The sequence below is a fragment of the Variovorax sp. PBS-H4 genome (assembly GCF_901827205.1).
Lineage (GTDB): Bacteria > Pseudomonadota > Gammaproteobacteria > Burkholderiales > Burkholderiaceae_C > Variovorax.
The window spans coordinates 1,730,591-1,754,105 of the sequence record NZ_LR594675.1 but is presented as its reverse complement, the minus strand read 5'-3'; the positions used below and the strand labels follow the sequence as shown (position 1 = coordinate 1,754,105).

Genomic DNA, 23,515 nt, shown 5'->3' with positions numbered 1-23,515 from the left:
GCGAAGGGGGCAGACATGTTGGCGGCCGAATGCGCGTGGACCGTGTTGCGTGGGGAGCACGCACGCATGCGTGAATTGCTGAGCCTGCTCGAGCACGAATTGAAAAGTGGCGAGTGGAGACGCTCGGGTTCTGCGGCCATGCGCATCGTCCGCCTGATCGAACGGCTCCAGGCCTTCGACGAAACGACTCATCGACCCAAGGGAGTGGCCCTCCTGGGGGTGCTGCGCGGCAGGTCTGCCGAGGCGGACGATCTGCTCCACCGTCTCGAGCGGCAGCACGAGCGCTGCGACGAACTGCTTGCGCAAATCAAAGGTCGGCTGGAGCGGTCGCAAAGCGGCGACGCGCTTGACGCCGACGCCGTCGAGAACCTGGTGGCGGAGCATCGCAGGCTCTTGCTCGACCATCTCGACAAGGAAGACACCGCGCTCCATTCCCAGACCGCCCTGCTGCTGACACGCGAGGAATGGGCCGCCGTGGTCTCGTCGATGTCCAAGGCCATGCGGGCAAGGAGGGATTAGACGCGCAGGCGCGCCGCGCCAGCGTGCTTGTTCAGGGCCACGCCATCTCCTATGCTCACAGACCTTGCCACACGGAGATAAGCAAATGATCAAGGTCAGCGTGATGTACCCCAACACCGCCGGCGCCCGGTTCGACCACGAGTACTACCGCGACAAGCACATGCCGATGCTCAAGGAAAAGATGGGCGACGCGTGCAAGTCGTACACGATCGACAAGGGCTTGGCGGGCGGTGCGCCCGGTGCACCGGCGCCGTACATCGGCATGTGCCACATCTACTGTGATTCGGTGGAAAGCTTCCAGGCCGGCTTCGGCCCGCATGCGAAGGCGATCATGGCCGACGTCGCCAACTACACGGACCTCAAGCCCGTGATGCAGATCAGCGAGGTCGTGGTGGGCTGAGCCTGCCGGCGCCTTCGGCCTCCGGCGGCGGACGCGCCGAAGCGTAGCGCTCCAGCACCCCATACAGCACCAGGCCGCCGCCCAGGGGTACCAGGTAGTACAGCGCGCGATAAGCCAGCAGTGCGCCCATCAGCGCGCCCTGGCGCACCGAGCCCGACAGCAGCGCCAGGTACACCGCCTCCAATACCCCGAGGCCCGCCGGGATCGGCGTCACCACGCCGACGACCGAAGCCGCCAGCAATACCCCCAACGTGACGGAATACGGCACCTTGCCGCCCAGCAGCAGGTACATGGCGGACCCCATCAACGCCCAGTTCGCCGCGGATAGGCCGAGCTGCACCAGCGCCAGGCGCGCCGACGGCAGCCGAACCCGGCGTCCGCGCACTTGCCACCGCCTGCCCTGCATCTTTGCGCAGGCGAGCACATAGGCCACCGCCAGCAGCAGCATCAGCACGCCGAGCGCACGAAAGGCATCCTCCCCGAGCGCGAATTCCGCCGGCAGCTTCACCACGCCGGAGGCGAACACGCAGCCCGCCACCAGCCCGTAGCCCAGCCAGTTGGTCGCCAGGCTGAGGCCCACGATCTGCGCCACCGTGGTCTCGTCGAGGCCCGCCCGCGCATACAGCCGGGCGCGCATCGCCACGCCGCCCACCAGCGAGCCCAGGTTGAGGTTGAAGGCGTAGCTGGTGACCGCGATCGCCCAGCTTCGCCACCGCGGCAGGCCATGCTGCGTGTGGTGCCGGCCGATCAGGTCATAGCAACCGTACAGCGCATGGCTTGCGGTGCACAGCGCCAGCGCCCCCAGCAGCACGCCGGGCGAGTAGCGCTCGAGTGCCTGCCAGGCGCCGGCCCAGTCCACCTTGTGCGCGTGGGACAGCAGCAGTGCGAGCACCGCGATGCCCAGCACTGGCAAGGCCCAGCGACGGATGCGATGCCAGAGAGGGATTTCGCGCGGAGGTCGCGCGTCGGTGAAGGGCATCGCATCGCTGTCGGGCATGCGCACATCGTCCGGGCGCGGCAGATGCGCGACCCGTTGCCCTCGGCGCTTGTTCGCGTAGGTTCAGATGCCGCGGCGGCTCCAGGGGCCAAGGAACGCGGATCAGCGCCAGGCGCGGCGCGCCGCAGCCCGCAGCACGATGGCCAGCGCAGCCCCGCCGGCCGCCGCCATCATCGCGGCCTTGACCGGTTCCTCGGCCACATACTGCGCGCCCTGCACCTTGGCTTGCCGCGCATGGGTCGGCAGCGAATTGACTGCAGTGCGCACCTTGTCCCAGGTGCGGTGCAGCTTCGATGGCACCTCTGCGCGCATCGCCTCGTTCCCGAGCGCGGGGGCCGGCCCGATGTCGTTGCCTGCCACGGGCATGGGCAAGATCTCCGTGCCGGGCTCAGCCTGTTGCGGGGTGGGATGGATGTGCGGCGTTTCGATCTGCATGTTCGGTTCTCCTGAAAGATGTGCGTCGTGAACGGGTGCGCAACTTCAGCGGGCTGGCGCTGGCGGCGAGGCCGGCACCGGCGTGACGCTCTCGCGGATCACGCCACCGCCCATTACGCTGCCGCTGCTGCTGGTGGCTGCGCCCTTGACGCGTGCCTCGCAATCGGCGCGGTCGCCCGCCGGCTGCAGCATCTGGCAGCGCGCCAGCGCGTTCTGCTCGGCCTGGCCCGCCGGCGCGAGGCCGCCGCGCTGCGCTTCCTGCTTCGCTGCGCCGGCCTCGCGGCGGCAGGCTTCGCGGTCTTGCTGGACGCCGTCGCAGGTCGCGCGCTCGCGCTCCGCCTGCGAAGCGGTGCCTTGCGCCTGCGCCCACGCGCCGGTGCCAATGAGGGTGGCCGCGCAGGCCAAGGCGGCGAGCGAGGAATGGAGTGCAAATGCTTGTCGGGGCATGCGGGGCTCCTTGCAAAAAGATGGCTCCACTTCTACTCCGCGGCGCGGGTTGCGGCGTGTCGGACGCGGCGAGGTTTGCGGTGGGTTCTATGCGACGCCACGTACGCAGTCAGGCAGGCATCACAAGCTTGAGGCCCCTCACGCCTGTGATGAACGCCTCAGCGCCCACCACAAGCCCGCCATGCTCAGCGCAAGACCGAAGGGCGCCACGCGCCAGCGCTGGCGCTCCCGCGCGCGCACCGTCAGCTCACGCACCACGAAATCTTCCCCACGAGCCATTTCGTTGAAGGCCTGCTGGAATGTGCCGATGCCACGGATCGCTTCATCCGAAAGGCCGTCTCCCTGCCAGCGGGATTGCCTCTCCTGCGAGGTGAGCTGGCTCGCTTGCTCGTGTTTCAGTCTGGATGTCGCAAGCGCATTCGCATATCGCCGCCGCTCGGCACCTGTCAAGTAGTGTTCAGGGCCTGTACCTGCGAGCCGCTCGACGAACACGAGCAAAGGCTGGTCCGCGCGTGGCACGGCGACGAGCCAGAGCATTGCCAGGCCTGCCGCACCGAAGACGCCGGCGCAGACCGCGCGAGCGAACTTGCGCAGGCCCGCAAGCCGTTGCTGTGGCGGCACCCACAGAACGCCGCGCAACAGGCAGGCCACGAGAAGCACGAATGCAAACGCGATCACGAGCGCGGCACCTGCAGGCAGATCCAACGCGTAGGAAGCCGCGAGTCCCGTTGCGCTTGCGACTGTCCCCGCAACCCATCCGACGACATGCAACACCACAGGTCGCCTGGAGAAAAGCGATCCGATCAAGGATGGAATGATGAGAAAGCAGAACACGAGCAGGATGCCGGCGATCGCCACGGAGCTTGTGACGACGAGGCCGAAAAGAAAGTAGAAGACGAAGTCCCAGGCTGCGTGTGCGCGCGCATGCTCAGTTGGAGCAAACGCACTCGCCTGTGCGATCGGCCTTCGCGCCAGCCACAAGAGTGCTCCTACCACGCCATACAGCAGCGCCAGCTTCGGCAGCCCCTCGATCGAGATCCCCAGGATGCTGCCCACGAGAATCTGCTTGACGTGCTCGGCGCCTTGTGGAGACTGATCCACAGCGACGATCGTCGCGGCTGTACTGACCACGTAGATGATGCCGATGTACGCTTCATGATCGATGCCCTTGGGCAGTGCGCGAGCGAACGCCAGCAGTGCCGCCCCCGCTGCGGAGAAACACAGCGTGTATGCGATGCCGCCGACACTCGCCGGGTCGTGGCCTGCGGCAAAGGCCAGTGTGGCGCCGAGTGCCGACATCTGCGCAAGCGCCAGGTCGACGAAGATGACTCCCCGCCGCAGCACGTGCACGCCGAAGCACTGGTGGATGGCCACGAAGAGCATGCAGCCGGCGAACGACGGCGCCATGAGGGCGATCAAGTCTGCCAATACCATGATGTGTCCTCAATGCGCCTTGGCGAGCGCGCGTGCCAGGGAGTTGACGTTGTAGTCCATGAGAGCCAGGTAGTCTCCAGCCTCGGGCACACTCCCGACACCGGGTGCGAGGTGAATCAAGGGAATGCCCAGGCGTGCAGCGACTGTTCCGGAGAATTGCTTCGGCTCGTGGGTTGCCTGCAGGATCGCACGGACATCGTTCTCACGCGCTTGCGACAGCAATGCCGCCAAATGCGCGACACTCGGCGTGACCCCTTCCCTCGGCTCTATGAATCCCACGACGTTCAAACGGAACCGGCGTGCGAAGTACGGCCAGCTGTTGTGGTACGCGAGTAGCGCAGTGCCGCGAAACGGAGACAAGGTGTCCGTCCAGGTGCCCATCTTCCGACGGAGCCGCTCGAGGAATCGCCGGCAATTTTGAAGGACGGCTTCTCGTGCGCTTTCGGAGGCGTTGGCAATGGCCTCGCCGATCGTCGCCGTCATGATTCGGGCGTTCGCAGGGTCCAGCCAGTAGTGCGGGTTCGCGATGCCGTGCCCATGGTTGTCTTGAGAGAACGGATTGCGTCCAACGACCTCCAGCAGAGGGATTCCGGAGGACGCGTCGACCACCGGAGCCGGCCTGTTGCAGAAGCTTCGGCCCCGCCGATCGAGCAGCTTTTCGAGCCAATGGTCATAGCCCAGCCCGATCCTCACGACGAGCGCAGCGCTTGCGATCAGCGCCAGGTCGCTTGCTCGCGGTTCAAACGACTCGGGGTCGGCCATCGGCGGCGCCACGGTACGGACCTCGACAAGCGGGCCACCGACGGCCTGGACCAGGCTGGCAAGATCGCTCGTCGCGGCCACGACACGTAGACGCGACGTGCACACATCGGCGGGCGGGAGTTCTTCGGCGCTGACACCGGCAGCGGCAAGCGTGCCTGCGATAGCTGCCCTCCTGGTGAGTCCGATGGGCGCAGGCATCAGCGGCTGGCCGTCCAGAGCTTCTCGTTCATCAGGCAGTGCACTTCGTGCTCCGTGCCTGCGGGCGGGCCCAGGCGGCAATCCATGGCCATGCTGGCGAGGGAATAGGCCTCCAGGCGAGTGAGCCCTTTTTCGCCCGCCAGCCTGTCGACCATGGAAAGCGCGGCCTCGTCCATGGCCTTGTTGAGGTCGACGTTCCTTGCGTGCGTGACCATTGCTTCGGGCCCGTCCCGGGTGGGCAGCGCGGGCGCGGCAGCATTCGCTGCCTTGGGGATCATGCAGTAGGTGCCCTTGAGGACGTTCACTATCTCGGCGACGCGACAGTCCCACTTGGCCAGCATCATCGAGCGCGCTTCGGCCTGGCCGACTCCGCTCTGCTCTGCGATGAGCGTTGTGGCCTGGTCCTGCAGCATGCTGAAGGCGACATTCAGATCCTTGTCATATCCCATTGCGATCCAATGCGTGGGGGTCTCGACCCGCGGCCAGTCCAGCTTCTTTCCCTTGAGCACGGTCACCGTCAAGGGCAGTTCCTTGAACGATGTCTCAAGGGCCGTGAGATTGATTTCGCCGTTTCCTTGCGCGGCGTGGGAGTCTCCGGACCAGAGCAGACCTCCCTCGACAAAGACGGGAAGGTAGACCGTGGTGCCGGACACCATCTCGTTGATATCGAGATTTCCACCGAAACGCCCCGGCGGCACCGTGCTGTAGCGGCCCGGCTCGGCACGCGCCACAGCGATCAGTCCAGGAAAGGGGCGAAGAGGAATTTCGATCCCGGGCGAGAACTCGACCCTTTGCCTTTCGCTGTCCAGGAGAAAGTACTTCAGTTGCCCCTGCGAAAACACTTTCGGGAACGCGCCGGCAAAGCCCGGATAGCTGAAGTTCAACGCGTAGGAGCTCGGCACGATCTTGCCGATGTCGATCTTCAGTACGTCGCCGGGCTGTGCACCCTCTATGTACACGGGACCGGTGATGGAATGAGGGCCCCTGCCGGGCGATTCGGCCTGCTCCTGCCTGGCACGCAGGGTCATCTGGGCGATGGTCATTTCATTCATGACGATCTGCTTGTCGCCATGGATCAATGTCTCCATCACGATCGTGTCTCCGGAACGCATCCTGGCGACCGGTGGCTGTGAGTTGTCGAACCAGCCGAACTGCGTGGTCTGCGGATTTCCTTCGAGCCGCATGACGCTCTTGCGATCAGTGTCGTCGCTGCCTGAGGATGCTCCCTGGGGCTTGGCCGAAGTTCGGCCTTGGGCATGCGCGGCCGGCGGCACGGTGCCGCCGACGATGAGCAGCACTGCGGCTGCGAAGGGCATGCCGAATGCGATGGCACGATTTAACACTGCTGTCTCCTGTCTTTTTTTCATTGATGCAGAGCGCGCTTCCACACCGGGCGGCATCTCGCAGCACCCGGGCGCAGGGCGGTTTGCACATGCAGGCCGCTGGCGAGCGGCCTTGGGTCGATCTTCCTAGTGGTCGAAGGTTGTCAGGGTCGCGCCCTCGTCGTGCACATAGACCACGAGCATGCTGGCCGGCTCCGTGGCGCTCGCGTTGCGGCTGATGACGTGGTGCTCGCCCCGCCGCTCGAAGCGCCCTTCCCCGGCGTGATACACCTTTGCATCTCCGTGCCCGTCCGTTTGCGAGACGATGTTTCCGGACAATACGAAGGCGAAGACGTCCGCATCATGGCGGTGCGACTTCGATGCCCCACCGGGTGGGTAGTGCACGATCTGGGACGTCAGGACCTTGCCAGGTGTGACGGACAGCTTTTCAGCAAGCACCGACTCGATATTGCGACCACTGGCCGGCGCAGTCGTGCTCTGGGCCCACGATGGCGAGGCACCTAGCAGTACGGCGGCAACAGCGATCGCGCATGCCGACCGGATGTTGCGTGAATGGTTGGAAGACTTGGACATCGAACTGACTCTTTCTCTGTTGGACGGGAAGCAACCTGTGCAGAAGCCGCACCGGTGCGGACTCGCAAGGCTGCTGATCGAGCGCTGCAGCTTTGCCAGCTTAGGCGTGCGCCATGAAACAGCCCATGTCCAAGATTCGCTTATCCGACCAGACCAACAATGACGCGGCAGCGGTCCCTGCCGCCCAGTCAGCCGTACCCGCCTGCGATGCAGCGATCCGCAGGCGCAGGCTCTGCAGGAGAAGGCCCCTTGTCCTGAAGAACGTTCCTCAGGCACAACGCGGCATCCATCGCGGCCGCCGGGAGGATGTTGGTGTATCCGAGCAGGAGTCCCGGCCCGGTGTTCACGTTCACGCCCATCGGCGAGAGGGCATTCACGGCCATCCCGTGGGAACGGGCAAGCGCGGCGAGGGCGACATCGTCGCAATCGATGCGCAAGCGAAGCAGCACATGCATTCCACAGCTCTCTGCGTGTCCGAGAGGGCCGAATGCCTCGTTCAGCGCCTTCCGCAGCGCCAGCCTCCGCTCTGCGTAGAGGCTCTTCATGCGCGCGAGATGCCGCACGAGAAGGCCTTGCGCAATGAAGTCGAAGACCACCATCTGGTCGAGCAGCGACGGATTCGCGGGCTGCAGCGCGGCTGCGTGCTCCAACGGGCCGACGAGCGATTCGGGTGCCACGAGGTATCCAAGCCGAAACCCCGGAAACAGCAAATTGCTGAACGATCCCAGATGCAACACCCGCTCGGCCGACGCGACGGATGCAGACCAGCTTGCTGTTCTGTCCACGCCGTTCAAGTTCTCCTCATAGTCATCCTGCAGCACCCACGCGTGCGACGAACTTGCCCAAGCCAGCATCTGCTCGCGACGGCTGGCCGAAAGAGCGCCGCCCAGAGGGAACTGTGCGACCGGCGTGATCAGCACGGCCCGTGCATCAGGCGCGGAGGAGATGCCGGCAGCGAAGTCCATGCCGAGGCCATCCACCGGAACAGGAACCGCGATGCCACCCCCGAGCTTGATGGCTTCGCGGGCCGGCGGGAATCCAGGGTCTTCCACCAGGACCTTGTCGCCTGCGGTGAGTGCTGCACGCGATGCCAATGACAACGCACCCAGAAATCCGCAAGTGACGAAGACCTGCCTTGCGGTGCATGCGAGCCCACGGCCCATCGCCAGATGATTCGCTATCGCACGACGCAGCGGCGCAAAGCCGCCCGGTTGCTGATACACCATCTTGGACACAGACAGTGCGCGTGCGTGGCGCGCCGCCAACCGGGACCAGAGTTTGCGCGGAAACGCGTCCAGTGCCGGCAATCCCATCTGGAACATCTTCGGCAGTTGCGCGGCTTCCGATGCCAGGCCGGGCATCAGACGTGCCCCAAAGGTTTGAAGCGCGGGCGCCGGCGCTTCGGTGCGCAACGGTAGCACCCGGGTCCCCGCTGCTGATCGACGGGCGACATAACCTTCAGCCGCCAGATTGCCGTACGCGAGTTCAACGGTGGCGCGAGACGCGCCCAACTGCGAGGCCAGATCGCGAGAAGACGGAAGGCGGGCCCCCACGGGCAGCACGCCCGATGCGATCCGGCGTTTGATTGCCTCCGAAATCTGCTGGTGAAGCGGCACATTGCGCTGCGCTTCCAGCCGCAAGCCATCCAGCCGCGCGTCGACAAGCTTTGGGATCATCGTCTGTTCTCAAGGGAGGTCTCGGCACCCTCGTGGCCGCCAAGTGATCTGCAGCACGACCGGCACTATTATGCTTGCATTGTCGCGCAGATCCGCACTTTAGTGCGTGTCAATCGTCCCGAACGAGGCGGATGCCGACCAGCGTGTAGCGCGTGTCCGGCGAGTTCCAGTTGCGGTACGCCGCACGGGCGTAAAACGGCCAGGTGTGCCACGAGCCTCCGCGGCGCACCCGTACTTCGCCCCGTTCGGGGCCTTTCGGGTCGTCGAGTGGCGACTGCGCGTAGTAAGTGTCGCCATGCCAGTCGGCGACCCACTCCCAGGCATTGCCGTGCATGTCGTAGAGGCCCCACGGGTTCGGCGCGAAGCGGCCGACCGGCGCGGTGAAGGGCCAGCCGTCGTCGCCGTCCAGCGCCATGGGTCGCCAGCGCGGCCAGTAGCTCGCGCTGCTGGCGTCGAACACGTTGGCCGCGCCCAGCAACGAGCGCGGGTCCTCGCCCGAGCTGTAGCGGGTGCGGGTGCCGGCGCGGCAGGCGTATTCCCACTCGGCCTCGGTCGGCAAGCGGTAGCGGCGGCCTTCCATCCTGCTCAGCCAGGCGGCCAGCGCCTGGGCGTCGTTCCAGGTCACGTTGACGACCGGATGGTCGTCGCCTTGCTTGAAGCCGGGGTTGCGCCACGAGTAGCGGGGATCGCGGCCTTCGAAGGCGTCGCCGCGCTTCGTGGTTGCGGGGTCGTAGTCGGCGCGCCAGCCGTAGCCGCCGGTTCGGTCGGCCACCGACTCGGGCACGTAGCCCGACGCCTCGACGAAACGCCGAAACTGGCCGACCGTGACTTCGTGCTGCCCCATCCAGAAGGCGCGCGTGATGCGCACGCGGTGAACCGGTGCTTCGTCGGCAAGTTGTGCGAATCGACTTGTCGGCAGCTGCGGATAGGCGCGGGCCAACGATTCGGGCGCCTCGTCGCTGCCCATCAGGAACTCACCGGCCGGCAGCTTCACGAAGGCCATGCCCAGGCTGTTGCGTTCGGCCTCGGCAGCGTGGACGCCGACGGAGACCATGGCCAGGACCACGAGGCAGGGCTTCATGTGCAAATGCTATGGCATTCGCTGGGCCGGAGGGCGACCGGTTCGGATCTTCGTCATCAACAAGCGCACGACCCGTTCAGGGCCGCGGACCGGCGGGCGGGCCCGAATGCGCCGATGCCGACGGCAGCGCGCCGATCCGTGCCTTGGCCCGCACGTTGTCGAGCCAGTCGTCGATCTCGATCCGGCTGAAGATGAAGATCAGCGCCACCGACGCGGTGTTGAAAACCGCCAGGCCCAGGTTGCCGTCACCTACCAGGAAGGAGGACGCTCCCGGGCTGCTGGTGCAAACCATGGTGGCCGCCACCATGCCGGTGTAATGCATGGCGCAGACCGCTCCTCCCATCACCGCGGCCGCGACGAACTGGTGCGCCAGTTCCGTGAGGTTGAAGGCCAGCCACAGTGCTGCCGCCGCCGCACCGATGGCGATCGCCACCGAGGCAGCGACGATGACCGGATCGAAGCTCATGCTGGCGCGCATGTTCATGGCGAACATGCCGATGTAGTGCATCACGCACACGCCGATGCCCGCCACCAGGCTGCCAGCCAGCCAGCCGCCGCGGGTGAAGCGCTTGCCGCCGGCCAGGTACAGCGCAGCGCCCGACAAGACGACAGCGGCGATCAACGAAACGGCCGTCAGCGGCACGTCATGGGCGATCGGCACGGGCAGCCTGTAAGCGACCATGCCGATGAAGTGCATGGACCATATGCCGATGCCGCCCAGCGCCACCGCGCCGCAGGCCAGCATGGACAGGTCGAGCGTGCCGTCCCTGCGCACCATCTTGTCGGCGCACAGCAGGGCCAACAGAGACCCGAAGAATGAGATCACATAAGAGAGCGCGATGGGCCCGGCTTCGTAGTGCGGGGACAGCAGTTGGCCAACGAAGGGATCCATAGCGTATCTATAAGCTTGCCGAGGGGATGCGCGGGTTTGCGCCGTGCACGCCTCTGCGCATCGTCTTCCCGATTCCGGGGGTTCCCGATTCTGCCCGTCCCATAGTTCCTCGGCCGTGCGGTATTGCGCAGAGTCGAACGCTGTTGCATCTTGATGAGGACGCACGCAGCGCCCGGAACGGCCTTGCCAGCGCCGCCTTTCGCCGGCATCATCGCCGCCGCAGAGGAAGGAGACCGCCGATGAACAAGTGGATTCGCCACGCCGCCGCCCTTGCAGCCTTCGTCGCCATGGCCGCCGCGCAAGCCGCGGGCACCGTGGGCAACACGCTGCCGCCCGGCTTCCCTTCGATCGAAGACACTTCGCTCGCCAGGCCGCTGATCGGCTTCGGCGCCGCCGGCCCGGTCACGCGAACGCCGGTGATCCTCATCCACGGCAACAACGACACGCCGTTCGCCACCGCCTGCAGCCCCTACGGCCGTATCCAGGCGCTTGCGCAGTTCCTGGCCGACAACGGCTACGCCACCAGCGAGCTCTGGGGCATCGGCTACCAGGGCGACCAGTGCGACCTCGCCTCGGACCAGACGCGCCGCTCGAGCATCGCCCACACCAACGCGGCCAACGTGCCGGACCTGCGCCGCTTCGTGCGGGCGGTGATGGACTTCACGGGCGCCCAGCGCGTGGACATCGTCGGCCACAGCCTCGGCGTGACGCTGGCGCGCGAGTGGATGCGCCAGGACGAGGCGCAGCACGTCGTTCGCCGCTTCGTGGCCATCGACGGCCCCAACCACGGCATCATCAATTGCTCCCCCGACCCGGCCAACTACTTCCAGGCGCCAGCGGCAGGCGGCTTCACCCCGGCCAGCGACGTGTGCCAGGAGCTGGGCTCGCCCGACACGCCCTTCCTGCGCCTGCTCAATGGCCGCAACGGCGGGCGCGAGAACGACGGCCCCACGCGCGTGCTGGTCATTCGCAACGGCGACGCGAGCTTCGTCTACTTCCCGGTCCAGGACGGCGCGGTGGCGCCGGTGCCCGCCGTCGATTCGTTCGGCAAGCCCAACGACTTTTCCAGGAGCGCCAGCCTGCGTGGCGCGCGCGAGCTCGTGCTCACGGGGCAAGGCGCCTACGACCCGATCCTGCGCACCGGCCACCTCGGCATCCTCAACTCGCCGCAGACCTGGCAGGCCACGCTCGACTTCCTGACCGATCGGTCCGGGCACAAGGACAAGGACGACTGAGCGCCTTCCGTCCAGGGCCGGCGGCGAGGCTCCGGATCAGCACGTGGTGCTGCCGAGCGCCGACCACAGGGCCTGGCCGGCCGCCGAGAGCCGGCTGCGCGACGCGGCCGCCAGGTAGCTGGTCCGCTCGGCCCACGGCTCCTTCAGCGGCACGCACACCAGGTTGGGAAACTGCGCCTGCTGTCCAACGCTCGCCTGCGGCAGCAGCCCGATGCCCAGGCCGCATTGCACCATCCGGCTGGCCGAATCCATGCCCTTCACCTGGATGCGGCTCTTGAGCCGCACGCCGAACTTCAGCGCTTCGTCGGCGACTCGGCTCGCCAACGCAGTGCCGGGCGGCAGCTCGACCCATTCCTCGTCGAGCAACTGTTCGAAGCGCAGTTCCTTGCGCCTCGCGAGGCGATGTCCTGCCGGCAGGATGACCACCAGGCGCTCCGAACGATAAGGTCGCAGCTCGAGGCCCGGCACCTCGCCGTTCGACACGAACACGCCGATGTCCGCGCGTTCCTGCAGCAACAGACCCACGATGTCTGCGCTGGTGTGTTCGGCAAGCTCGACCTTGATATCCGGATGCGCGCGCAGGAACAGCGCCAGGTCTTGCGGCAGGTGCTGCACGATGGCCGAGATGGACGCCACCAGCTTGATGCGCCCGGTCACGCCGGCCTGCAGGTTCTGCAGTTCCTCGTCGAGTGCGGCGACCTCGCCCATCATCGAGCGGGCATAGCGCGCCACGGATAGGCCGGCGGCCGTCAACTCGACGCCGCGCGTGGTCCGGTGCAGGAGCGCCGTGCCGGTCGCGGATTCGAGCTGGGTGATGCGCCGGCTCGCGGCCGACGGCACGATGTGCAGCGTGGACGCCGCGCGCGACAGGCTGCCCTCGCGTTCGATGGCCGCAATCAGCTTCAAGGACGAAAGGCTCAGGTGATCGAGCAGCGGACGGCGGGGGACCATGGTTCTTGTCTCGCAATCGTGGCGTTGCCGTACCGGCAAGGCGGTTGTGCAGAAATGTCGCTCGACGCAGGGACTCGTGCCCACGAACATCCGGGCTGCGTCAACAGAGAGAGAGAACACCGGAGACCCCACCTCATGCAACAGGTCCTGAATCTAAGCGATCTCGAGATCATCGAAAGAGTCCACGCCCGCGGCGGCAAGTTCCGCTACTACCCGCTGCTGTCAGGAAAGGACGGGACGGCCGGCAACTTCTTCCTGCAGCTGTCCTACACGTACAGCGACTTCGATTCGCCACGCCACAGGCACAACTTCGACCAGGTGCGCGTGCAGCTGGAAGGCGACGCCGACTTCTCGCGCGACGGCGTGATGAAGCCCGGCATGGTCGGCTACTTTCCCGAAGGCGTCTTCTACGGGCCGCAGAGCATCCCCGGCGAATCGATCACGCTGGTGCTGCAGTTCGGCGGCGCGAGCCGCAGCGGCTACCTGTCCGAAGCGGAGTTCCAGCGCGGCATCGCCGAGCTCAAGGAAACCGGCACTTTCGAGCGCGGCGTCTACAAGGTGGCCAAGCCCGAAGGCGGCACGCGCAACCAGGATGCGTACGAGGCCGTGTGGGAACACATGAACCAGCGGGAGCTTCGCTACCCCGAGAGCCGCTACGACAAGCCGGTCTTCATGAGGCCGGACGCCGCGGCATGGATACCGGACCCCACGGCGCGCGGCGTTGCGCGCAAGCACCTGGGCACCTATTCAGAGGCGCACACCCGATTGAGCCAGTTGGCTCTCGATGCAGGCGCCGAACTGCCCGTGCCGCCGAACACCATCGTCTTCGTGCTGCAAGGCAGCGGCAGTACCGCCTCGGGCCACTGGCAAGCGCGGTCTTCGCTCTACTCCGGCGATGGCCCCAGCAGCATGCACGCCGAGCACGCGACTCAGCTGATCCAGATCGAACTGCCGAGGCTCTGACCATGTCCCGCACCCTCTGCATCAGCCGCCGCCGCGCGGTGGTCGGCATCGGCGCCAGCCTGCTTGCCGGCGCCGCTGTCCACGCGCAGGCGCAGGCCTACCCTGCCCGCCCGATCTCGATGGTCGTGCCCTTTCCGCCTGGCGGCGGCTTCGACACCATCGCCCGGCCGTTCGCCGAAAAGCTGGGCCGCGCGCTGGGTCAGCCGGTCGTCGTCGACAACCGGCCCGGCAGCGGCGGCAACATGGGCACGGACGCGGTCGCACGAGCGGCGGCGGACGGCTACACGCTGCTCTTCGCCAACGACTTCCTCGCCACCAACCCGAGCGTCAACAAGAATGTGCGCTACGACCCGCTCAAGGACTTCGTGCCCGTCAGCATGATCGGCACCACCCAGGTGGTCATCGCCGTGCGGCCCGACTTTCCGGCGAAGAACTTCGCAGAGCTGCTGGCCTTGTCGCAGAAGCAGGCGCTGAGCTATGGCACGCCAGGCGCAGGAACGTCGCCGCACCTCGTCGGCGAGTACCTGTCGTCGGTCTCGCCGTTGAAGACGCTGCATGTGCCGTACAAGGGAACCGCGCCCTCGGTCAACGATGCCATCGGCGGCCAGATCGACATGGTGTTTGCGACCACACCCTCCGTGGCGGGGCATCTCGCGGCCGGCAAGCTGCGCGGGATTGCGGTCTTCGGCGAGAAGCGCGCCAGGCAACTGCCCGACGTGCCTACGTTGAAGGAAGCGGGTGGGCCCTCGGTGAACTACGAGGTCTGGTACTGCCTCATGGCGCCCGCGGGCCTGCCTGCACCCGTGCTGGCGAAGGTGCGCGACGCCACCCGGACGGCGCTCGACGCCGAATTGTCAGAGCGGCTCGGGCGGCTCGGCTACGAGGTGCAGGCGAGCGCGCCGGCGCAGGTGACGGAGGTCATCACGCGCGACCTGGCACGCTGGCGCAACGTGGCCGATCGCGCGCACATCTCGCTCGACTGAGCGCCGAGCTCACTCGGCGACGCCGCTCGCAAGACGCTTGTATTCGCTGCGCTTCATGGAGAGGTACTCCTCCCGCTCCACCTCGTGCAGTTGCCGCGCGTAGCGCTCCGTGCTGTCGAACCAGGTCGCGAGGCGCTGCGGCAGTTGCTTGGGGGCGTCCATGTAGGCATCGATGGCGAGGTAGTAGCGCATGGTGTTGCGCTCCACCACGCCGCGCACGCCGCCCACGTACGCCGGCTCGCCCGACGAGTCCTTGCCGGTGGCCGTGAACCCCACCTTGTCGGCGCCGAGCGTCGCCAGATAGCCCTGCATCGCGATGCGCGCGGCAACGCCGTAGGCGTAGGCGTAGCCCAGATGGATGAAGGTCTTGCCGTTGCTCAACGGCGTCGCCTCCAGTTCGATGCGGTAGTCGCGGGTCGACAGCGGCCCCTTGTCCGCGCTCAGCCGCACGCTCAGGTAGTCGTCCGCGACATTCGGCGGCTGCCAGATGAATTCGACGCGCTGGGCCTCGGAAAGCGGCTGGTCGAACTTGCGGCCGACCGACACGGCGAGCATCCGGGCGGTGGCTGTTCCGCGCACTGCGCAGTGCTTGGTGTTGAGGTGGAGCATCAGCACGTCGCACCAGACGGCAGGCTGACTCAGGGAGCCGCTCACCTGGGCGAAAGGATGACTCAGCACCGCGAAGATGTCGCCGCTCAACTGCCCGGAGGCTTCCGTCGATTCGAGCACCAGGGGCCGTCCGAAGACGTTTCGATCGAGCTGCGCCTGCACGCCCTCGTACTTGGCCCGCAAGGCAGCCGCGCTCCCGAGCTGTGCCTGCGCCAGCGCGGCAACCGGCAGCATCAGGAACCAGAACCACAGCGCCAGGCGGCGAAGCGTTGTCGCGCGTTTCATGATGTTGCATTGTGTTCCTGTGCCTGGTCCATGGCTAGTCGCAGATTTGAAAGCGGTTGTTTTGGGGGTCTCCGGTCCCCGGGTAGAACATCTTGCGGAATATTCGACGCGGAGCGATGGTTCACGGTGAGCGGCTTGCGCGCCCCGTATTACTGGAGGCTCGGCGTTTCGACGAGCGGGAACGCCGGTTGCCGGTAGCGAGAGACAGGTCAACTACACGATGGAGGCGGCAGATGCACTGGAACGACTGCTACGAGTGGATCCAGCAAATGAGTCCCAAGGCCGCGAAGCTCGCCTCGCGAATGTCGTGCAAGGACCCGCTGGTTCCGCCCCACTGGGCCTTTGCCCTCGATGTGGCTCTCAAGGCGCGTGCCAAGGGTGCAGCTCCCTTGACTGCGGACGACCTGGACGTCATTGCTGCAACCCAGCGCGAAGAACGCTCCGAACCGGCAATCGTGCTCGACAAGGATCAACGCGAAGCCTGGGCCTTTACCTCCACGCTCCGCGCATCCGGCGTGCGAGACCCGAAGAAAGACTCGGGCCTGCCTGGCGCTGGCCGCGAAGACACCCTTTGGGATCCTCGAACGCCGACGCCGGAGGAGGCTTGGCTGCTCGCCTTCTCGGATGAGCTCCACCGGCTGGCGGACGACCGGTTCGGCGCCGAGGAGATTGCCCGATGGGCCATCGCGAGGCTCGAGACGGATGCACACCGCAGCCCCCGGGTGGTCGCCAGGGAACAGTTCATGGCGGCCTCGATCGGGTCGGTGATTCCGGGGCAAGATCCGGGTCGCTCGCGCGACCTGCGTTGAGCGCCTCTTTTTTCAGGCCGCCGGCAATCCGGCGGCGAGCCGCTCTTCCAGCCGCTGCCGGTCTGCCAGCAGCCGGCCCGCCACCAGCGTCACGACCTCGAAGCCGAAGGCCGGGTTCTGGAAATAGAGCGACTTGAAGGTCATCTCGTCCATCTGCAGCACGGTGCAGTTCGTGGCGCAGCGCGCCGTCAGCGTGCGTCGCTTGTCGGGCGCAAAGAAGCCGATCTCGCCGAACAGCCGGCCGGGCTCCATGGTCTGGCCGATCTCCACGAACTCGATCTGGCCTTCGGCGAGGAAATACAGGCGCTTGGCGGCGTCGCCCTTGCGAAACAGCACGGCGTTTTTCCTCAGCCGTCGCCGGCGCATGTAAGGCCGCAGCCAGACCCCCGAAAAATCGCTGGTGGCTGCCGCCAGTTGCACCCGGCGTGTGAGGCGGACCATCTGGGCCGCGCGAAAGATGTTGATCGGCAGCAACGCCCCATGCAGCAACACCAGGATCAGAGACGGATGCAGCGCGCCGTAGATCAGGAAGCCCAGGTTGCCGCCGATCGCCAGGCAGCGCAAGGGGATCATGGTCCTCACGAAGGAGCTCACGATGACGAGCGAGCCCGCGATGGCGGCGGAGCAAAGCGCAACGATGCCGGCCGGCGTCGCCAGCGATGCATTCAACGCGGCCACGGCGGTGTCGAACAATCCGATCGTTGACATGAAGCTTTCCTTCTCCGGTACGGTCCTGGGCGCAATCACGCCGGCGCAGTATCACTTGCTCTTCGCGGGCTTGGCGCGCAAGCGGTCGTACCCGCTCAACTCGAGGAAGCCTTGCCCTTGGCGGCTGCCGCCCACCTTGACCGGACCTTCCCAATAGACGTTGGCCGTCGTCGCGCCCGAATCGAATTCGCTGTCGGCGAAGAAGGGCTTGATGTTCAGGACGCCGGTCGGCAGCTTGATGTCCCATTCGACGATGTAGCCGATGCCGGTCTTCGGGCTCGTCCATGTGCGGCCGGGCGCCAGTTCGACCTGGCCGGGCTCGATGGCTTGCGAGCCCTGGGCGTCGGAATGGGTGCCCGCCGTCATGACCTTCCGGCCGTCCATGTCGAACAGTTCGTAGACCATCAGGTCGGACCCATCGTCCAGGTGCAGGGCGAACCAGTTCCAGCCCAGCGTCAGGACGTCGAATTCGCCCCACTGGTGATCGAACCAGAGCTCACCGCTGACCGGCACCGATTTCCCCGCGATGGCGATGCTGCCGCGCGCCGGCATCCGGGGGCGCGAATAGTAGTAGCTGATGCCGCTGTTGCCGAAGTCGAGCAGGCCGGGCGTCTCCGACCCCGGCGCGCGGTGGGCGACGACCGGCCCGGAAACGCCCAGGTCGAAGGCGATCGAGGCGCCATCGAAATTGGCCTGCAGTACATGGAACGACGGCGACGCGGTGACCTGCCACCCCTCCTGCCTGAAGTCGAAGCCGTAGGCGACGCTCCTTGCGGGGGTGCCGCCCGTGCGGCTCTGGCTGACATAGCGCTTGCCGGTCTGCAGGTCGGTCAGGGCGGCATGCATGACGGTGTGCTTGACCAATCCGTTGGCCACGAAGACGACCATGTGAACGGCGTAGCCCTGGCCTGTCTCCGCACGCAAAATGCCGCTGTAGTACCACCACTCCATGGCGGACCCATGGGGCGCATCGTCGGATGGCAGGCTGAGGGGCGGGAACGCGGCGGTCCGCTCCAACGGCTTCCCGCTTGCCTGCGGCGACACTGCAGCCATGGCGGAAGCCGGTGTGCGCTCGGAGGCCGAAAGGTGGTACAGCCCGGCGCCGATGACCATCATCACGAGCGCCACGGCGCCGAAGAACACCATCAAGCCCCTCCTGCGCGCCCGAGCGCGCGCCCGTGCGCGGGAGGGAGAGCGGGCGCGTTCCCAGGCGGAACGCCTGCGGCTTCGTCGAACGGGGTCGTCGGCGCTCATGTTCAGGGGCGTCCTTTCGCGTAGGGGTCTCCGGACCCGATCGGCGGACATCTTAGCGATGCCGCCTCGCGCGGATGCGCAAGCCGCGAGAATTGCCGCTGGCAGACTCTCCGGCGACCGCACGACCCATGACCCATCATCCCGACGCTTCCGCCCACGCGCTGATCGACGCCTGCGCCGAGGCCTCGCTCGACCTCCTCGAGCGCAACCTGACCCCTCACGGCATCCTCGCCGCCAGCCGGACCGAAGCGGCGGAGGCGCGGCGCTACACGCGAATCTTCGGGCGCGACGCCGCCATCTGCGTGATGGCGATGTGCGGCAGCGGCGTACCTGCCCTGGAGGAAGGCGCAGTGAACAGCCTCGATGCCCTGGCAGCGCAGCAGGCGGCCAACGGGCAGATCCCCAAGTACGTGGATCCTGAAGGCCGCGATGCCGACTTCTGGTACCTGGGTTGCATCGACGCCACCTTGTGGTGGCTCATCGCGGTGGACCACGTGCGCCGCCACGGCCGCGTCGGCCCGTCGCGCTGGAGCGACGAGGTGAGCCGCGCGACCGGCTGGCTGCTGGCGCAGGAGCACCAGCACTTCCGGCTGCTGCAGCAGAACGAGGCCAGCGATTGGGCCGACATCATGCCGCGCTCGGGCTACGTGCTCTACACCAACACGCTCTGGTACGAGGTCAAGCGGCGCTATGGGCTCGACCACGCCGAGGCGACGCACTACCACTTCAACCACCTTTTCAACCCCTTCCAGGCCGAACTTCCCAAGTACCACCGGGCGCGGCTGCTGCGGCACTATGCGCGCCGGGGCCAGCGCGATCCGCGCCTGTACCTGAGCTTCGTCAATCTCTCGGTGGTCGGCCACGAAGGGGACGTCTTCGGCAACATACTCGCCATTCAGAGCGGACTGGCCGATACCGCCATGGCCTACCGCATCGTCGACACCCTCAGCGCGGCGAATGCCAGCGTGCCTTATCCGCTGCGCGTGGTGCTGTATCCGCTGACGCCCCAGCACCCGCTGTGGCGGCTCTACATGGGCCGTCACCAGCAGAACCTCGTGCACCAGTACCACAACGGCGGCATCTGGCCCTTCGTCGGCGGCTTCTGGGTGATGATGCTGGCGCGCCTGGGGCTGCACGAGCCGGCCTGGTCAGAGCTCGCACGGTTGGCCGGCGTGAATGCACTGGACGACTGGCGCTTCACCGAGTGGTTCCACGGCCGGACGCTGGCGCCCAGGGGAATGGCGGGCCAGAGCTGGAACGCCGCCACCTTTTTGCTGGCCCGTCGCGCGCTGATGGGCGATGCGGCGGGGTGGTGAGCCTCGCTCTCCCGCTTCCCACTTCCCGCTACCGGTTGCAGATGCCCAGCACCAGCTCCTGCTCGGTACAGGCGCGCTGCGTCGGCGTTGCCGACGACCTGGGCCAGGTCCCGACCGTCGAGGGCGCACTCCGCCCAGCCAGGCAGGCCCGCAGCCGCTTTTCCATTGGCGGGTAGTAGCGCCATCCCTGGCTCAGCGGCGGAAGCTCCAGCTTCACCTGCTTCCACTTGGGATGCCCATTGGCCTGGAGCTTGTCGAAGTTGGCGCACAGCGAGTCGGCGAAGCGGACCAGGTTGCCGACCGTCGATTGCAGGCCATAGTCGTAGGTGACCAGGTAAGCCTTGATGGTCAGAGTCGGAATGTCCGCCGTGAGCCAGTTGGCGTAGCTCGCCGCGCGAATGGTCGCGGGAAAGTAGGTCTTCGTCACGCGTGCGGTTTCCGGCGCCTTGTCGTCCAGCTTCAGGATCTTGATGAAGTTGCGTGCTTCGGGCTTCATGTCGGTGAACAGCTTGGCGGGCTGTCCGGCCACGATGATGGCGACATCGATCGACTTGTCGACGGTGAGCTGGGCCAGCGCCTCCTCGTTGCTCAGGTACTGCGCGTTGGCGGGCGATATCGGCTCGCCGTACATCAGTTGGTAGAGCGTTCTCGCGGAGAGTGCGGTGCCGCTGCCCAGCGCGCCGACGCTGATCTTCTTGTTCCTGATCTCGTGGATGTAGTTCAGCGGCGAGTCGGCGCGGGCGACGAAATAGATCTCCTCGTCGTAGAGCGGCAGGATCAGGCGCAGCGGCCGGATGATGTTGCCCGCGTCGGCGCTGCCCGCCTTCGCCTCGTTCAGAAAGGCCTGGTACACGTCGGATTGCACCAGCGCGAGCTTGACGCCCTGCTCGAAGCGCATGCGATGCACGTTCTCCGCAGAGCCCTTCGATTCCAGCACCTCGAGATCGATGCCGGCGGGCTCGGCCACCCACTTGGCGAGGTCGCGGCCGATCTGGATGTACGTGCCGCTCTTCGACGCGGTGACGATCTTGTACTCGGCCTGGGGCGGCGCCGCGAGGGCCGCGGGCAGGAGGGCAAGCCACATCAGCCCCGTCAGCAGTGATCGGATTGCCATGCTGGCTCCTTCCAGGTTTCCTCGTGGGGTCGCGGTACGGCGGCACGACCCATGCATCGGACTGCGCCCCTCATCGCGCGCCTGCTGCGTCGGGGCACAGGGCCAACGCCGCAAGCGCTTCGTTGCACCGGGTTCTCCCGGCTTCCGGCGCAGGCATGGCCGACGCAGGAACGGCGGCGACCGCCGGGACCGGCACCACCGGCGCGACCGGCACAGGGGCGGCGGCCGGAACTTGCGCGGCCGCCGGCAGTTCGGCCGGAACCGCTGCGGCAGCGAGGCGTGGCACGTTCTGCACCTGCGCCGGCTGCGGCGGCGTCGCCGCCTCCGTCGTCCCCGCGTCGCCGTCCTGGCCGGAACGGAGATAGCCGAGGACCAAGGCGAGCACGGATATGGCCACCCCCACGCCGATCGCTGCGTTCTTCAACACAGGCTTCCCGCGCGGCGCCACGGCGCGCGGCTCGGCCGCCGTGATCCCGACCGGCAGCTCGTCAGGCCATTCGAAGGCGGCGGGGACGATATGCGCAATGTCCAGGCCCGCCTCTTCGCGCGCCTCGCTGCGGATCTCGGGAACGATGGAACGATCGAGCGTCTCCGTGGCTTCGTGCCCCTCGACGGCGGGCAGCCCGTCTTCCAGCGATGCCACCGGCTCGGCTGGATCGGGATCCACGTGCCCCGGTCCGAACGCCGTGTTCGCCGCCTCGTCGCCCCACCGGGGGACGTCGTGCTCGCCGCCGCAGTACGGACAGAACCTCACGCGCCCATGCAGCAGCTGCGCACAGCGCTTGCACGGCTGCGAAAACGTCAGGTCCAGTTCCGCCAGGTTCGCCATAGTCGGGAAAGGGGTCGAGGAGCGCTCATGGGTCGATCCGCCAGCCCGGCAAACGACGCTTGTCGGGGTGATAGAGATACAGGTGCCCCGCGTACACGAAGGGCTGGGTCGCCCAGGGGCGCGGCAGGCGGGCGACCCAGAACTGCACGTCGTTTTCGCCGTGCAGTTCGAAGGTGGCCGTGTGCGCCTCGTTGGACGCGAAGAGGCTGTCGGCCGGCATGGTGCTCGCCACGCGCGCGCACAGGACCGTCGAGGTGGCGGTCGACTCCAGCAGGGGAATGATCACTTCGCCGGCGTTGGAATCCATGGAAACGTCGGCATCGAACCACGGCGCGATCCGCAAGCGCGCATCGAGCTGGAAGGATGCGGCGCCGGTGCTGAGCCGAGGCGAACTGGCCGGCCTGATCTCGGGCTCTTGAAGCCCCAGTTGCACGAAGCCGAAGCGCTGTCCCTCTTCGCGGCCTTTGCCGTCGTCCTGCAGCATGCACTGCTGCCACAGATGCCCGCTGCGAGACAGGTAGGGACTGCCCAGCTCGAAGCTCGGCACGACGCCGGGCGGCCAAGGCAGCAAGGACGCTTCGAGCGTGTCGCCGGCGCCGGGCTTGACGACCAACTGGCCCGCAGCCGACATCCAGACGATCTGCCGGCGATCGGCCAGCGGCCGCACCCACGCCGCCGACGCCGCATCGAGCCCCGGCCCTTCGACGCGGCGAAGCGAAGTGCCCGCCGGATCCAGGCCATGGATGCCGAGCTTGCCGTCTTCCTGCAGCATCGGCACGTACACCTTGCCCTGCCACAGGACCGGTGCGCCCAGGCAGCGTGTGCCGACGACGTGCGACTCGAAGGTGCCGGCGATCAGGTTGATGGAGACGATGGCCAGTCCGTCGTCGGTCGGCATGAAGATCCTGCTGGCGCCCTGCGGGTCGTGCACTGCCACGCCCCAGGCCTGCTCGCCGAGGGTGCTCCTGCCGAGTGCCCGCGCGCCCGCAGGACGGAGCTCCAGCCAGCGCTCGGAGTGCGGCAGCCAGTGGTAGATGCGTCCACGTGCGAACTCGAGCGCGAGCAATCGCGCGTCGCAGGTCTGGCACGCGCTGACCAGGAATTGATAGTGGCCGGCTGGGGGCGCCGCAAGCTGGCGGTCCGGCAGGGACTCGACGGTCAAGGTCGAGCGCAGCCCAAGAGGCGCGGCCGTCAGGCGCAACCCATGTGGCGAATCGTCGGCGCAACCGTCATCGCCGAAAGGCGGGGCCCAGGTGCCGCGATGGGCCGTGGATGGGGCGGGCAGCGCCTTGCCCGTTACCGGAGAGAACTTGAAGGGTCCGGGAAAGAGCGCGACGGACTGGCCAGCCCGATCCGCTGCGTCGGCACTCACGCGGGCGCCCACCAGGGGCGCCAGGTCGAGGGGGTCGCACGCCGGCGGGGGCGCACCCCATCCTTTGTAGTCGGCCAGCTCGAAGACACCCGTTGCCGGATTGCGCGACCATGTCTGGTCGCCCACCGCCCAGTGCTCGCTCTGAAAAGCCGAGGTCAGCCAAATGGACATCGGCCCAGTGTAGTTCGTTGGTTCTCATGTGTGCATCCCAACTTTTGAGGGGAATCACCAATGCCGTCGCCTCGCCGGGCCGTTGCCCCATCGGGCTCGGCCGTGCCTTCAGAATGCAGGACCGGCCCCATTCCCACAAGTACCTTCGAACCCTCCAGA

The 23,515-nt window shown here is 66.9% G+C and carries 24 protein-coding genes; 7 read left to right on the top strand and 17 right to left on the bottom strand.

Annotated elements, in window-relative coordinates:
- Nucleotides 1-15 precede the first annotated feature (15 nt).
- Entirely contained in the window at nucleotides 16-519 is a 504-nt protein-coding gene (locus E5CHR_RS08355) for a hemerythrin domain-containing protein (protein ID WP_162579251.1), read from the top strand.
- Nucleotides 520-604: 85 nt separating this feature from the next.
- The gene (locus E5CHR_RS08350) at nucleotides 605-919 is read left to right on the top strand and encodes an EthD family reductase (RefSeq protein WP_162579250.1); all 315 of its coding nucleotides are present in this window, start codon (nucleotides 605-607) and stop codon (nucleotides 917-919) included.
- Here E5CHR_RS08350 and E5CHR_RS08345 read toward each other — a convergent pair.
- The 10 genes from E5CHR_RS08345 to E5CHR_RS08300 form a co-directional block, all read right to left on the bottom strand.
- Nucleotides 897-1,916: a lysylphosphatidylglycerol synthase domain-containing protein gene (locus E5CHR_RS08345; protein WP_162579249.1), complete on the bottom strand. Its 1,020-nt coding sequence runs from the start codon at nucleotides 1,914-1,916 to the stop codon at nucleotides 897-899. The genes E5CHR_RS08350 and E5CHR_RS08345 overlap by 23 nt on opposite strands.
- 102 nt (nucleotides 1,917-2,018) lie before the next feature.
- Complete coding sequence (locus E5CHR_RS08340; protein ID WP_162579248.1) at nucleotides 2,019-2,351, bottom strand: hypothetical protein; 333 nt, start codon at nucleotides 2,349-2,351, stop codon at nucleotides 2,019-2,021.
- A 45-nt stretch (nucleotides 2,352-2,396) separates the two neighbouring features.
- Nucleotides 2,397-2,798 carry a hypothetical protein gene (locus E5CHR_RS08335; RefSeq protein ID WP_162579247.1) on the bottom strand — a complete coding sequence of 134 codons (402 nt, stop codon included), beginning with the start codon at nucleotides 2,796-2,798 and terminating at the stop codon, nucleotides 2,397-2,399.
- 138 nt (nucleotides 2,799-2,936) lie between these two features.
- Entirely contained in the window at nucleotides 2,937-4,205 is a 1,269-nt protein-coding gene (locus tag E5CHR_RS08330; RefSeq protein ID WP_269474077.1) for a metal ABC transporter permease, read from the bottom strand.
- A gap of 36 nt (nucleotides 4,206-4,241) precedes the next feature.
- Nucleotides 4,242-5,192, bottom strand: a complete 951-nt coding sequence (locus tag E5CHR_RS08325) for a metal ABC transporter substrate-binding protein (protein WP_162579245.1) — start codon at nucleotides 5,190-5,192, stop codon at nucleotides 4,242-4,244.
- Nucleotides 5,192-6,535: an acetamidase/formamidase family protein gene (locus E5CHR_RS08320; protein WP_162579244.1), complete on the bottom strand. Its 1,344-nt coding sequence runs from the start codon at nucleotides 6,533-6,535 to the stop codon at nucleotides 5,192-5,194. Before E5CHR_RS08320 ends, E5CHR_RS08325 begins: the two co-directional genes overlap by 1 nt.
- A gap of 126 nt (nucleotides 6,536-6,661) precedes the next feature.
- Nucleotides 6,662-7,108 (bottom strand): cupin domain-containing protein, encoded by a 447-nt coding sequence (locus E5CHR_RS08315; protein WP_162579243.1) that lies wholly within the window; start codon nucleotides 7,106-7,108, stop codon nucleotides 6,662-6,664.
- A gap of 188 nt (nucleotides 7,109-7,296) precedes the next feature.
- Entirely contained in the window at nucleotides 7,297-8,784 is a 1,488-nt protein-coding gene (locus tag E5CHR_RS08310) for an aminotransferase-like domain-containing protein (RefSeq protein ID WP_162579242.1), read from the bottom strand.
- 109 nt (nucleotides 8,785-8,893) lie between these two features.
- Nucleotides 8,894-9,838 carry a formylglycine-generating enzyme family protein gene (locus E5CHR_RS08305; RefSeq protein ID WP_232062276.1) on the bottom strand — a complete coding sequence of 315 codons (945 nt, stop codon included), beginning with the start codon at nucleotides 9,836-9,838 and terminating at the stop codon, nucleotides 8,894-8,896.
- 103 nt (nucleotides 9,839-9,941) lie between these two features.
- Nucleotides 9,942-10,757, bottom strand: coding sequence for an MHYT domain-containing protein (locus E5CHR_RS08300; protein WP_162579240.1), 816 nt, complete (start codon nucleotides 10,755-10,757; stop codon nucleotides 9,942-9,944).
- Between the two features lie 239 nt (nucleotides 10,758-10,996).
- Here E5CHR_RS08300 and E5CHR_RS08295 point away from each other — a divergent pair, with 239 nt between their 5' ends.
- Complete coding sequence (locus tag E5CHR_RS08295) at nucleotides 10,997-11,992, top strand: alpha/beta fold hydrolase (protein ID WP_162579239.1); 996 nt, start codon at nucleotides 10,997-10,999, stop codon at nucleotides 11,990-11,992.
- A 36-nt stretch (nucleotides 11,993-12,028) separates the two neighbouring features.
- Here E5CHR_RS08295 and E5CHR_RS08290 read toward each other — a convergent pair whose 3' ends face one another.
- The gene (locus E5CHR_RS08290) at nucleotides 12,029-12,943 is read right to left on the bottom strand and encodes a LysR substrate-binding domain-containing protein (protein ID WP_162579238.1); all 915 of its coding nucleotides are present in this window, start codon (nucleotides 12,941-12,943) and stop codon (nucleotides 12,029-12,031) included.
- 135 nt (nucleotides 12,944-13,078) lie between these two features.
- On the opposite strand from E5CHR_RS08290, the gene E5CHR_RS08285 reads away from it, so the two are divergent.
- The gene (locus E5CHR_RS08285) at nucleotides 13,079-13,906 is read left to right on the top strand and encodes a hypothetical protein (RefSeq protein WP_162579237.1); all 828 of its coding nucleotides are present in this window, start codon (nucleotides 13,079-13,081) and stop codon (nucleotides 13,904-13,906) included.
- A gap of 2 nt (nucleotides 13,907-13,908) precedes the next feature.
- Complete coding sequence (locus tag E5CHR_RS08280) at nucleotides 13,909-14,889, top strand: Bug family tripartite tricarboxylate transporter substrate binding protein (RefSeq protein WP_162579236.1); 981 nt, start codon at nucleotides 13,909-13,911, stop codon at nucleotides 14,887-14,889.
- Nucleotides 14,890-14,898: 9 nt separating this feature from the next.
- On the opposite strand, the gene E5CHR_RS08275 is transcribed toward E5CHR_RS08280, so the two are convergent.
- On the bottom strand, nucleotides 14,899-15,783 hold the full coding sequence (locus tag E5CHR_RS08275) for a hypothetical protein (protein WP_162579235.1): 885 nt from the start codon (nucleotides 15,781-15,783) through the stop codon (nucleotides 14,899-14,901).
- A 233-nt stretch (nucleotides 15,784-16,016) separates the two neighbouring features.
- Here E5CHR_RS08275 and E5CHR_RS08270 point away from each other — a divergent pair, with 233 nt between their 5' ends.
- Complete coding sequence (locus E5CHR_RS08270; RefSeq protein WP_162579234.1) at nucleotides 16,017-16,592, top strand: hypothetical protein; 576 nt, start codon at nucleotides 16,017-16,019, stop codon at nucleotides 16,590-16,592.
- A 12-nt stretch (nucleotides 16,593-16,604) separates the two neighbouring features.
- Here E5CHR_RS08270 and E5CHR_RS08265 read toward each other — a convergent pair whose 3' ends face one another.
- Together E5CHR_RS08265 and E5CHR_RS08260 are read right to left on the bottom strand one after the other, a co-directional pair.
- A complete protein-coding gene (locus E5CHR_RS08265; RefSeq protein WP_162579233.1) occupies nucleotides 16,605-17,300 on the bottom strand; it encodes a Crp/Fnr family transcriptional regulator in 696 nt (231 codons plus the stop codon).
- A gap of 51 nt (nucleotides 17,301-17,351) precedes the next feature.
- A complete protein-coding gene (locus tag E5CHR_RS08260) occupies nucleotides 17,352-18,446 on the bottom strand; it encodes a lipocalin family protein (protein WP_162579232.1) in 1,095 nt (364 codons plus the stop codon).
- Between the two features lie 236 nt (nucleotides 18,447-18,682).
- On the opposite strand from E5CHR_RS08260, the gene E5CHR_RS08255 reads away from it, so the two are divergent.
- Nucleotides 18,683-19,870: a glycoside hydrolase 100 family protein gene (locus E5CHR_RS08255; protein WP_162579231.1), complete on the top strand. Its 1,188-nt coding sequence runs from the start codon at nucleotides 18,683-18,685 to the stop codon at nucleotides 19,868-19,870.
- 28 nt (nucleotides 19,871-19,898) lie between these two features.
- On the opposite strand, the gene E5CHR_RS08250 is transcribed toward E5CHR_RS08255, so the two are convergent.
- The 3 genes from E5CHR_RS08250 to E5CHR_RS08240 form a co-directional block, all read right to left on the bottom strand.
- Entirely contained in the window at nucleotides 19,899-20,984 is a 1,086-nt protein-coding gene (locus E5CHR_RS08250) for a TAXI family TRAP transporter solute-binding subunit (protein ID WP_162579230.1), read from the bottom strand.
- A gap of 70 nt (nucleotides 20,985-21,054) precedes the next feature.
- A complete protein-coding gene (locus E5CHR_RS08245; RefSeq protein WP_162579229.1) occupies nucleotides 21,055-21,651 on the bottom strand; it encodes a hypothetical protein in 597 nt (198 codons plus the stop codon).
- Nucleotides 21,652-21,838: 187 nt separating this feature from the next.
- Nucleotides 21,839-23,356 carry a hypothetical protein gene (locus E5CHR_RS08240; RefSeq protein WP_162579228.1) on the bottom strand — a complete coding sequence of 506 codons (1,518 nt, stop codon included), beginning with the start codon at nucleotides 23,354-23,356 and terminating at the stop codon, nucleotides 21,839-21,841.
- Nucleotides 23,357-23,515 lie beyond the last annotated feature (159 nt).

Coding starts and splice junctions, on each gene's coding strand:
- E5CHR_RS08355 (WP_162579251.1), top strand. CDS start 16: ATGTTGGCGGCCGAATGCGCGTGGACCGTGTTGCGTGGGGAGCACGCA.
- E5CHR_RS08350 (WP_162579250.1), top strand. CDS start 605: ATGATCAAGGTCAGCGTGATGTACCCCAACACCGCCGGCGCCCGGTTC.
- E5CHR_RS08345 (WP_162579249.1), bottom strand. CDS start 1,916: ATGCCCGACAGCGATGCGATGCCCTTCACCGACGCGCGACCTCCGCGC.
- E5CHR_RS08340 (WP_162579248.1), bottom strand. CDS start 2,351: ATGCAGATCGAAACGCCGCACATCCATCCCACCCCGCAACAGGCTGAG.
- E5CHR_RS08335 (WP_162579247.1), bottom strand. CDS start 2,798: ATGCCCCGACAAGCATTTGCACTCCATTCCTCGCTCGCCGCCTTGGCC.
- E5CHR_RS08330 (WP_269474077.1), bottom strand. CDS start 4,205: ATGGCGCCGTCGTTCGCCGGCTGCATGCTCTTCGTGGCCATCCACCAG.
- E5CHR_RS08325 (WP_162579245.1), bottom strand. CDS start 5,192: ATGCCTGCGCCCATCGGACTCACCAGGAGGGCAGCTATCGCAGGCACG.
- E5CHR_RS08315 (WP_162579243.1), bottom strand. CDS start 7,108: ATGTCCAAGTCTTCCAACCATTCACGCAACATCCGGTCGGCATGCGCG.
- E5CHR_RS08310 (WP_162579242.1), bottom strand. CDS start 8,784: ATGATCCCAAAGCTTGTCGACGCGCGGCTGGATGGCTTGCGGCTGGAA.
- E5CHR_RS08305 (WP_232062276.1), bottom strand. CDS start 9,838: ATGGTCTCCGTCGGCGTCCACGCTGCCGAGGCCGAACGCAACAGCCTG.
- E5CHR_RS08300 (WP_162579240.1), bottom strand. CDS start 10,757: ATGGATCCCTTCGTTGGCCAACTGCTGTCCCCGCACTACGAAGCCGGG.
- E5CHR_RS08295 (WP_162579239.1), top strand. CDS start 10,997: ATGAACAAGTGGATTCGCCACGCCGCCGCCCTTGCAGCCTTCGTCGCC.
- E5CHR_RS08290 (WP_162579238.1), bottom strand. CDS start 12,943: ATGGTCCCCCGCCGTCCGCTGCTCGATCACCTGAGCCTTTCGTCCTTG.
- E5CHR_RS08285 (WP_162579237.1), top strand. CDS start 13,079: ATGCAACAGGTCCTGAATCTAAGCGATCTCGAGATCATCGAAAGAGTC.
- E5CHR_RS08280 (WP_162579236.1), top strand. CDS start 13,909: ATGTCCCGCACCCTCTGCATCAGCCGCCGCCGCGCGGTGGTCGGCATC.
- E5CHR_RS08275 (WP_162579235.1), bottom strand. CDS start 15,783: ATGAAACGCGCGACAACGCTTCGCCGCCTGGCGCTGTGGTTCTGGTTC.
- E5CHR_RS08270 (WP_162579234.1), top strand. CDS start 16,017: ATGCACTGGAACGACTGCTACGAGTGGATCCAGCAAATGAGTCCCAAG.
- E5CHR_RS08265 (WP_162579233.1), bottom strand. CDS start 17,300: ATGTCAACGATCGGATTGTTCGACACCGCCGTGGCCGCGTTGAATGCA.
- E5CHR_RS08260 (WP_162579232.1), bottom strand. CDS start 18,446: ATGGTGTTCTTCGGCGCCGTGGCGCTCGTGATGATGGTCATCGGCGCC.
- E5CHR_RS08255 (WP_162579231.1), top strand. CDS start 18,683: ATGACCCATCATCCCGACGCTTCCGCCCACGCGCTGATCGACGCCTGC.
- E5CHR_RS08250 (WP_162579230.1), bottom strand. CDS start 20,984: ATGGCAATCCGATCACTGCTGACGGGGCTGATGTGGCTTGCCCTCCTG.
- E5CHR_RS08240 (WP_162579228.1), bottom strand. CDS start 23,356: ATGTCCATTTGGCTGACCTCGGCTTTTCAGAGCGAGCACTGGGCGGTG.